7 protein-coding genes are annotated in these 9,638 nt (G+C 42.0%); 5 read left to right on the plus strand and 2 right to left on the minus strand.

What is annotated here, in order from left to right; translation table 11 throughout:
- Window positions 1-68: 68 nt before the first annotated feature.
- Both HMPREF0666_RS05710 and HMPREF0666_RS05715 read right to left on the minus strand, forming a co-directional pair.
- Window positions 69-1,091 carry an electron transfer flavoprotein subunit alpha/FixB family protein gene (locus tag HMPREF0666_RS05710; protein WP_009011404.1) on the minus strand — a complete coding sequence of 341 codons (1,023 nt, stop codon included), beginning with the start codon at window positions 1,089-1,091 and terminating at the stop codon, window positions 69-71.
- A 267-nt stretch (window positions 1,092-1,358) separates the two neighbouring features.
- Window positions 1,359-2,228: an electron transfer flavoprotein subunit beta/FixA family protein gene (locus tag HMPREF0666_RS05715; RefSeq protein ID WP_009011405.1), complete on the minus strand. Its 870-nt coding sequence runs from the start codon at window positions 2,226-2,228 to the stop codon at window positions 1,359-1,361.
- 759 nt (window positions 2,229-2,987) lie between these two features.
- Between HMPREF0666_RS05715 and HMPREF0666_RS05720 the strand changes: the two genes are divergently transcribed.
- The 5 genes from HMPREF0666_RS05720 to HMPREF0666_RS17920 all read left to right on the plus strand — a co-directional run bounded on the left by HMPREF0666_RS05720 (window position 2,988) and on the right by HMPREF0666_RS17920 (window position 9,587).
- On the plus strand, window positions 2,988-4,019 hold the full coding sequence (locus HMPREF0666_RS05720) for a hypothetical protein (protein ID WP_009011406.1): 1,032 nt from the start codon (window positions 2,988-2,990) through the stop codon (window positions 4,017-4,019).
- A 134-nt stretch (window positions 4,020-4,153) separates the two neighbouring features.
- Window positions 4,154-6,088 carry a DNA primase gene (gene dnaG, locus HMPREF0666_RS05725; RefSeq protein WP_198010537.1) on the plus strand — a complete coding sequence of 645 codons (1,935 nt, stop codon included), beginning with the start codon at window positions 4,154-4,156 and terminating at the stop codon, window positions 6,086-6,088.
- Between the two features lie 5 nt (window positions 6,089-6,093).
- Window positions 6,094-7,779 (plus strand): hypothetical protein, encoded by a 1,686-nt coding sequence (locus HMPREF0666_RS05730; protein WP_232214064.1) that lies wholly within the window; start codon window positions 6,094-6,096, stop codon window positions 7,777-7,779.
- 19 nt (window positions 7,780-7,798) lie between these two features.
- Complete coding sequence (gene cls / locus HMPREF0666_RS05735) at window positions 7,799-9,220, plus strand: cardiolipin synthase (RefSeq protein ID WP_009011409.1); 1,422 nt, start codon at window positions 7,799-7,801, stop codon at window positions 9,218-9,220.
- A gap of 175 nt (window positions 9,221-9,395) precedes the next feature.
- On the plus strand, window positions 9,396-9,587 hold the full coding sequence (locus tag HMPREF0666_RS17920) for a hypothetical protein (protein WP_009011410.1): 192 nt from the start codon (window positions 9,396-9,398) through the stop codon (window positions 9,585-9,587).
- Window positions 9,588-9,638: the final 51 nt, after the last annotated feature.

The raw sequence follows: 9,638 nt of genomic DNA on the forward strand, positions 1-9,638 counted from the left end.
TTATTCCCTTTTCGCATTTTACTCCCCTCCCTTCGGGGGAGGGGCAAGGGGGAGGGGCCACTTCTTTGTTACTTACTATTCTGCTTATAATACTTTATCAACTTCGGAACAACCTCTTCAACGGTGCCATTGATGACATAGTCTGCGATGGCATTGATAGGTGCGTCTGGGTCGTTGTTGATAGAGATGATGATACCACTGTCCTGCATACCAGCGATATGCTGAATCTGGCCAGAGATACCACAAGCGATGTAAACCTTTGGATGGACGGTGACACCGGTCTGACCAATCTGACGGTCGTGGTCTACCCATCCTGCATCAACTGCTGCACGGCTGGCACCAACCTCTCCATGAAGCTCTTTAGCTAACTTAAAGAGTAGGTCGAAACCTTCCTTAGAACCAACACCGTAGCCACCAGCGATAACGATTGGCGCACCCTTTAAATTGTTCTGTGCTGGCTCGACATGACGGTCGATAACCTTTACGACATAGTCAACCTCTGGTACATACTTCGCAACATCTGGATAGACAACCTCACCCTTTGCCTTACCCTCATAGACAGCCTTCTGCATAACGCCAGAGCGTACGGTAGCCATCTGTGGACGGTGGTCAGGATTGACGATAGTAGCGACGATGTTACCACCGAAAGCAGGACGAATCTGATAGAGAAGGTTCTCATAACGCTTGCCAGCTTTCTTGTCTTCGTAGTCACCTATCTCAAGTTGAGTACAATCAGCAGTAAGACCACTGGTCAAGGATGACGATACACGTGGACCGAGGTCACGACCGATAACGGTAGCACCCATCAAACAAATCTGTGGCTTCTCTTCGGTGAAGAGGTTTACAAGAATGTCTGTGTGTGGTGCTGATGTGTAAGGGAAGAGTCCTTCACCATCAAAGACAAAGAGTTTGTCTACGCCGTATGGCAGGATTTGGTCTTCTACCTTTCCCTTAATACCACTACCGGCAGCGATGGCATGGAGTTCCACACCTAACTCATTTGCGAGCTTGCGACCCTTGGTCAACAGCTCCTGTGAAACCTCCTGTACGGTGGTTTCCTCTATTTCGCAATATACAAATACGTTGTTCATAAATCAAATGTTCGACCAAGTACTAATCCAACTAACTAGCCTAAGTGGCTCCAACTGGCCCCTCTCCCTTACCCCTCCCCCAGAGGGAGGGGAGTGAAATGTGTCACTTGCTGTAGGGTAACTGGCTTATTAGAAGGTTGTTCATAAATTTTCTTTCCCTTATGATGTCTATAGCTAATATAAAGCATCAGGACATTCTACGCCCCTCCCTCTGGGGGAGGGGATGGGCCAGTCGCTTGTTTTGTTGGTTAGTTGTTCTGTCGTTTTTTAACCAATAATCTTCTCTCCTAACAGTTCTTTGATGAGTCCTTCAACGTCCTCGTCTGAGCCAGTGAGCGTCTTGCTCTCCTTAGCTTGGAATACAATATTCTGCACAGTCTTGACCTTTGTAGGTGAACCACTTAAACCACACTGTGCCTCATCACCGTTGACATCGGCAACTGACCACTGGTTCAGTGTGAGATAAGGACGCTCCTCGTAGAGTTGTGCCCAAGGTTCATCGCCCTTGCGCTCCATCGGACAGGTAGCATACTTGTATTTCATGACAAGCTTAGCATTGCAAGGACGGGCAGGAGCAGCAGTGCCGTTCACGGTAATGAGAACTGGCAATGGTGCTACGACAGTCTCTACACCACCATCAATATGGCGGCGGATAGTTGCTTTACCATCCTCTATCTTTAGGATTTCCTCTGCGTAAGTAACTTGATTTAGGCCTAACTTCTGTGCAACCTGTGGTCCTACCTGTGCTGTATCACCATCGATAGCCTGTCGTCCACCGATGATAATGTCTACATCACCGATTTTCTGTACAGCTGTCGCTAAAGCATAAGAAGTAGCGAGAGTGTCAGCACCAGCAAACTTACGGTCGGTAAGCAGCCAACCTGTGTCAGCACCACGATAGAGACCCTGTCTGATAATCTCTCCAGCACGTGGAGGTCCCATGGTTAATATGCCTACAGTAGAGCCAGGATTTTGTTCTTTTAGTCTTAGCGCTTGCTCCAGAGCGTTTAGGTCTTCTGGGTTGAAGATGGCAGGCAGGGCGGCACGGTTTACTGTTCCCTCTGCTGTCATGGCATCTTTACCCACGTTTCTTGTGTCAGGTACCTGCTTTGCAAGTACTACAATTTTCAAACTCATAAATATAATAATGTGTTATTTAATATTCAATAGCTTTGGTTGGGGGCAAAAGTACAGCTTTTTTGCAACATAAACAAAAAAGTTGCACAAAAAACAGCTTTACTGTGTTTATGATTGTTAGGAACTATCCTATGAGCTGTTTTGTTGGAGTTAGAGGAGGTGTTGTAGTTTAAGAGAGTTGTACCCTCATTTGTTTTACGGAAGTAGAATCCCAATAACTGATTTAAACTTGAATGTATATCGTAAAAATAGTGTAGGGGTTGATGGAAGGCAACTTCTTTTTTACTATTTATAAAACCCTTAATTCCAATGGAAAAGTTCTATCAGAAAGCTCTTTTATAGCTTGTTCTATCTTGTTATATTTGCTCATCTCGGCATTATTTTCACGTAAATAAATATTTTTTGTCGTGAAAATAAATATTTCTTTTCATGAAAATAATTCCTTGAAGTTGTATGTATCATGGTGAAGAAGGGCGTGTATAGTTATGATACAATATGTTTATAAGTACATAATTTATCTAATATAAGAAGATAATATTGTGTGTACTTTTATTTTTTCATATCTTTGCGTGGTGAGTTCTAACCCTTTTGAAGTTTTGATACTTGTAGTTCCTTGAAGATAAAAGAATTTTGCAAATAAATAAAGTTAATATAGCAAATGAATAAACGTACTATCGTTAGCATTGTTTTTTATGTTTTTCTGTGACTTCATTTGCGCAGAAGACGTTCGTTATTTGGGATAAAGCAAATAATATCCCAGTGAGCAGAGCAAGTGTATATACCACCTACATGGGGAAAGTGAGGAGTACGTTTAGCGACCAACAGGGGAGAGTCGTTGTGGATTTTGCTTTTGATAATCTGATGATCTCGCATATAAACTATCAGAAAGAAAGCGTGAAAGTATTGTCTGATACACTGTTTATGGAGCAAAGTATGCAGTTGCTTTCGGAAGTTGTCGTGAGTCCTGCGGGCGAGCCAGCATGGATTAAACCCATGTTGATGAAATTTGTAAAGACGAAAGCAAAGAAGTATAGAAGTAATGGAGTTCTAAGATATGAGTATCAGACACAGAATGTAGGCGATACGGTGTTATATCGCTTTGTAAGTAATGGACTGGTAAGAAAGAAGGAACTCTTTGAAATCTCTCCCTTGCAGAATGTTATCACCTTTAAGGATAAGTCAGCTGGTTGTGACTATAGTAACCTTAAAAATACGCTTTACCATGACTTTGTTTCTGATATGGATGAGAAGTTTGTGAAGGAACATCGGTTCTATGTGGATAATGAGTCTGAAAGCTTGGGTGTCAATGTGGTAAAACTCCTATTCAAGTCGAAAATAGATTGGAAAGATTCGGGCTATTTATGTATAGATACCCTACAAAATGTCATCCTCAGGGCAAAACGTTCTACGGGTTTGGCTTATAATGTACAGCACCGTACTAATGCACTTGTGCGCTCAACAATCAATGCTATATACGGACATCAATATAAGGACTGGCAGATTGATGTTGAGGTAGAGTATCGTTCATTGGATAACTCCTTTTACCTAAGTAGTTGTCGCTATTCTAATTATATTCAGGAAGAGTTTGACGGAAAGAAGAAAAAAGGAGTTGAAGTTTATAATGTTACCTCTATTTATGAGGCACAACCTTATCTGAAAAACGAGGTCGGTGAAGGAACAGAATTTCTTCTATTGCCCCAACCTTTTGCAATGAAGATTATTATGAGCAAAAAGGAAAGAAGACAAGAGGAATTGCTGCAGGATGTGAAGAAAGAATATAACGTTTATTGAATCCAGTGTGAGAATTTTATCAAATCTTGGTATAGATGTCGACTGTTTATGTCAAGGCTTTCTTGTAGGAGGTATCTATCTTTTTCTTGTTCTAACTTTGCTATCTCATTGGTTTGTGTTATCTTTGTAGCATAATGATAGATAGACCGACAGTAGATAGGATTATGAATGCGTCGAACATCGTTGAAGTAATCAGCGATTTCGTATCTTTACGCAAGACGGGAACAAGCTATAAAGGTTTGTGTCCTTTTCATGATGACCGTACACCATCTTTCTCTGTTAGTCCAGTGAAAGGTGTTTACAAATGCTTCTCATGTGGCGCAGCGGGAAATGTGGTGAAGTTTATCATGGAACATGAGCAGTTGACTTATCCAGAAGCCCTTAAGTGGCTTGCGAATAAGTATCATATTGAGGTGCATGAACGTGAACTGACGAATGAAGAAAAGCAGCAGGAGAATGAACGAGAATCAATGTTCTTGGTCAATGAGTGGGCTGCGAAATACTTTAATGACATCTTACACAACGATGTTGATGGGATGGCTATTGGTATGCAGTACTTCCGTAGCCGTGGTTTCAGAGATGATATCATCCATAAGTTTCAGTTAGGTTTCTGCCTTTCGGGCCGTCATGCCTTTGCTGATGCAGCCTTAAAGGCAGGCTTCCAGAAAGAGTTTCTCGTAAAGACAGGTCTTTGCTTTGAACGAGAGAATGGCGAACTCGTCGACCGCTTCAATGGTCGAGTGATGTTCCCATGGCTGAGCGTGAGTGGTAAGGTGACTGCCTTCGGTGGTCGTCTGCTGGATTCTCGTACGAAGGGAGTAAGTCAGAAGTATGTCAACTCACCTGATAGCGTTGTCTATCATAAGGAGCGAGAACTCTATGGCATCTATCAAGCAAAGAAAGCCATAGCCAAGCACGACCTTGTCTATATGGTGGAGGGATATACCGACGTAGTTTCTATGCACCAGTGTGGTATTGAGAACGTTGTTGCCAATAGCGGTACGGCACTCTCAGTACATCAGATACGTCTTCTTCATCGCTTCACTTCTAATATTGTTCTACTCTATGATGGTGATGAGGCAGGCCAGCATGCAGCCTTACGAGGAACAGATATGCTCTTAGCCGAGGCTATGAACGTGAAGGTGCTACTGCTTCCTGACGGTAAAGACCCAGATGAGTTTGCACGTAGTTACAGTGCGGAGGATTTCAGAAAATATATTGAAGATAATCAGACAGACTTCATCGTCTTTAAGATTAACGTACTCTTGAAAGGAGTCACCGACCCTATCAAGCGTTCAGAGGCTGTCGGGTCTATCGTTCAGAGCATCTCTGTAATCAAAGACCCAATACTTCGTGACACATATATACGTGAGTGTGCCAATCGTACGGGCGTGTCAGAGCGTACACTGATGGAGCAGATGAACCGTAATATCTATTCTAATCGGGAACAACAGACACGTGAACAGCAGCAACATCGGGCCGCAGACATAGAGGAACAGCGTGAGGAGGCGCAGGCTATGACGTCTAATCAGTCAGCATCAAAGGTAGAACAAATGCTCATTCAGGCTGTAGTTAGGGATGGCGAGAAGATTATCTTCCGTAATGTGAAGGATGATAATAGCGGGAAGATAGTTAATGTGACCGTAGCACAGTACATAGCATGCGACCTTGGGAACGACAACCTCAGCTTTTCAAATGAGTTATATACAAGGATATTGCACGAAGCTGTAGAGCATAGTGGGGAGGAAAACTTCAAGGCAGAGGAGTATTTTACACAGCATCCAGATATTAATATTGCCTCTGTAGCAGTAAGACTAAGTGTTGATCGCTTCCAACTTGCAGAGAGTTTACAGGTGAAGGAAACTGAACAAACACTGTGTGATCGTGTCTTACACCTCGTTGCTGACTTACGTCTTGAGTATGTGTCTTCTCGCTTGAAAGAGCTGAATGCACGACTAAAACAGGTGAAAGACCCGAAAGAGATGCAAGAGATAATAGAAGAGATAATGAAGATTCAGAGTCTTCGTAGTAGCCTGGCAAAGAAAACAGGTAGTAATATTCTGGCATGATGAATATGTTTAGAAATTTGTTCAAACCGTCACTTCAACTGTCAAACCTTGACGTCAGCGAGAATAAGAGAATTATAAAAGAAGCCCTTAGGTCGCTTAACTGTACGGGAGACTGGCAGAAAGATGGTAACGATATAATCGTCCGCTTTGATTTTCAGAGCGGTCACTTTGGTATATTCATCTCTGCTCAGCATCCACAGATAGAGTTGTCTTTCCTCTATTTTGGCGAGGCGAAGATGGAAGAAATTAATCTTGTACGTCATGTGTGCAACCAGTTTAATATCAATTCTGATGGTCCTCGCTTTGCTTACTCAGTCAATGAGGAAACGAATGTCATAGACCTACACATCATGACGACACTTCTTTTAGACCAATATCGGGCTAAGGATATATTGTCATTGGCTATGCAAAACTGTTTCGCATGGCAGAATGCGTTTATAAGAAACTTCAATGAGGTGAGGAGTGACGCAAGGAATATAGGAACGGCAGACGTGGAGCGGACGCTGAAAGACGCTGGACGTGAGCTCTTTCTATTGAGAGAAATGGAGCTGATGAACCAAGAGACAGTTCCTGGATGGCGACATGATGAGGCGACAGCTGCTACGTTAAGCCAGTGGATGGTACGGGCGTTTGGTATGGCGGATGCTGTCTTTTCTGAGTTGACGATAGTGACAGATAAGGTGATGTGCCTTGATGACTGTACTGCTATTGCGAATTATAACTTATCAGATGCGTTGATAGCTGATAACAGCTTTGTTCGTCAGAAGGCAATGCTCGACCTTGTGTTCTTTCTTCCGTCTCATCCTACAAAGCGGCGGCGCATGATGTTTAGTCTTCAGCAAGCTGATAGCTGTGAGAGCATACTCTACTATCAAGTTGTCGCAACGCTTCTCCCATTGAATATTTCTGCTGATATATCATTCCATTCACAGGAGACAGAGGTGCAGTCGCGTTCTGTTTTGTTGGCTTACGACCTCCGTTCAGCTAAACAGTTCCATGATGAATTTGTCTATATGTGGAAGGAAGCGAAGAGTAAAATGGCTAATGGCGAACAGAAACAACTAACGGATGAGCAGTTGCTGATAGCTAACATTGTTAATATTAATACTGCTGAGTATATCTATCGGGGTAAGGTTCTCTATCGACAGAAGCGTTACTATGAAGCAGTGGCCTATTTAGAGAATGTTTATAAGCGTCTTCAACTTGATTTCCATAAGCTAAAGAAGAGAGAACGGGAGACTTTCTTTGATGTTGCTTTCTGGGTGGGTTTCTGCTATAATGCGTTACATCAGTATGAGCGGGCCCATTACTACCTTGCATATAGTGCTCAATCAAATAGTATTGAACAAATAGAGACATACGTGAATTGCCTGGTTAATATGGGAGACTTCCGTACGTTTATGCAGATAGGTGAGCAGATTAATAGATACGTGGAGATAGCAAACGATTATGAAGAGGGTGAGAACCCTATGCCTCAGTCGTTCTTAAACTTCCTACAACGCCGAAAAGCTTATATGTTAATTAAGACTATGCAGTTGGATGAGGCTGAAGATCATTTGCATAACATGCTTCATACACCTGAAAACAAGGAATTTGTTTTAAGCCAGTTGGCTCATATACAACAGTTGAGGGAGAAGCAGAAAGAAAAAGAAGAGGGAAGAGCAGGGGAGAATACTCCCAAGATAGAATGATAAGAAAAGGAGGAGAAAGATGATTTACGTACATTGGGTATTCTTAGTCATCTACGTTGTTATCGTCATAATGGTGATGGTGCGCGTATTGATGGATAACCGACAGCCAGCCAAAACAATGGCTTGGATGTTGGTGTTGACCTTTATTCCAATGTTAGGTATCATTCTTTATTTCTTCTTCGGTCAGACAACTCGTAAGGAGCGAAAGATATGGCAGTATAGTATGGACCAGCTGACGAAGCATTCCATGCTGGAGTTTGTAGAGCAGAAAAGGCTTCATTTGCCTCATGAGTATCGAGAACTCATCAAGCTCTTCATGAATCAGAACTGGGTCTTACCCTTTAAGAACAACGAAACAGAGATCTATACTTCTGGTTACGAGTTCTTTCCTTCTTTGTTAATGGAGATTGGTAAGGCTGAACATCATATTCATTTAGATACTTTTATTATTGCCAGTGACCCCTTGGGACAGATTGTTGCTGATGCTTTGATTGATAAAGCACGACAAGGAGTTGAGGTACGTGTCATCTATGATGATGTAGGTTCTTGGAAAACAAAGAATCGTTTCTTTGACCGTATGCGTGCTGAAGGAATAAAAGTATATGCCTTCATGCCTGTACGCTTCCCAATCTTTACCAGTAAGGTGAACTATCGTAATCATCGTAAGATATGTGTCATTGATGGTGAGGTGGGTTTTATCGGTGGTATGAATATTGCCAATCGTTATGTGAAAGGGATAAAGAAATTGGCTTGGCGTGATACGCATGTTAAGATAACTGGTGCAGCGGTATATGGTTTGCAACGTGCCTTTTTGGTAGATTGGTTCTTTGTGAGTCGTGAACTAATAACCAACCATGTTTATTATCCTGTTAGTAAGGTTGCGGAGAATGATAGTCTTATTCAGATTGTCACCAGTAGTCCAACAAGCTTATGGCCTGAGATTGAGCAAGGTTACGTGAGGGTGCTTGCCAGTGCTAAGCGATATGTCTATATGGAGACCCCTTATTTCCTTCCTACCGACCCTATTCTCTTTGCGATGCGTACTGCAGCCTTGTCGGGAGTAGATGTAAGACTGATGATCCCTTACGAGACAGACACAAAGATTGTGGAATGGGCTTCACGCACATACGTCTTAGATACGGTGAAGGCGGGAGTAAAAGTTTATTTATATAAGGCTGGTTTTAATCATTCGAAACTTCTTGTTGCCGATGATAGCATAGCAACGATTGGCTCTACTAATGTTGACTTCCGTAGCTTTGAGAATGACTTTGAAGCAAATGCTTTCTTCTATGATAAGAAAATAGCATTAGAAGTAAAGGATATCTTCTTAAAGGACCAAGAAGAGTGTGTTTCCTTAGAAGATGTGCGAAACCTTACACATCGTTCTTTCCTACAACGATTGTGGGAATCAATGGTAAGGCTCTTGAGTCCACTGTTGTAAGGGTAAGAAACCTCTTGCAAATAAATACTGTTGCTGATTAGTTATCAATTAATAAAGGTGATGTATAGAGTAAGGAAAGATAAATGTTTTTATATTTTTTAGCTAATTTCTTGTTTGTTTCATATATTCTCACTACCTTTGCGGCCAGTTAAAATAAAATTAACTCGTAATAACGATGAGAGTCATAAAGAATATTAATTCGGCAAATGTTTGCACTTTATTAGGAAATAAAGGTGTAGGCTCTATTTGTGCTGTATTAAATTCTTTAACGAAGAAAGACGAAAAAAATATCGCAAATTATTTGGTAATTCCAAATAATTTTGTACTCTCTCTCTCTCTCTCTCTCTCATATAGGCCAGGTCCCTAACCCTTCCCCCTACTTTTTTCCTTCACGCATACGCGCGCGAGGCGTGCCGTG

The organism is Prevotella sp. C561 (assembly GCF_000224595.1).
GTDB classification, from domain to species: domain Bacteria; phylum Bacteroidota; class Bacteroidia; order Bacteroidales; family Bacteroidaceae; genus Prevotella; species Prevotella jejuni.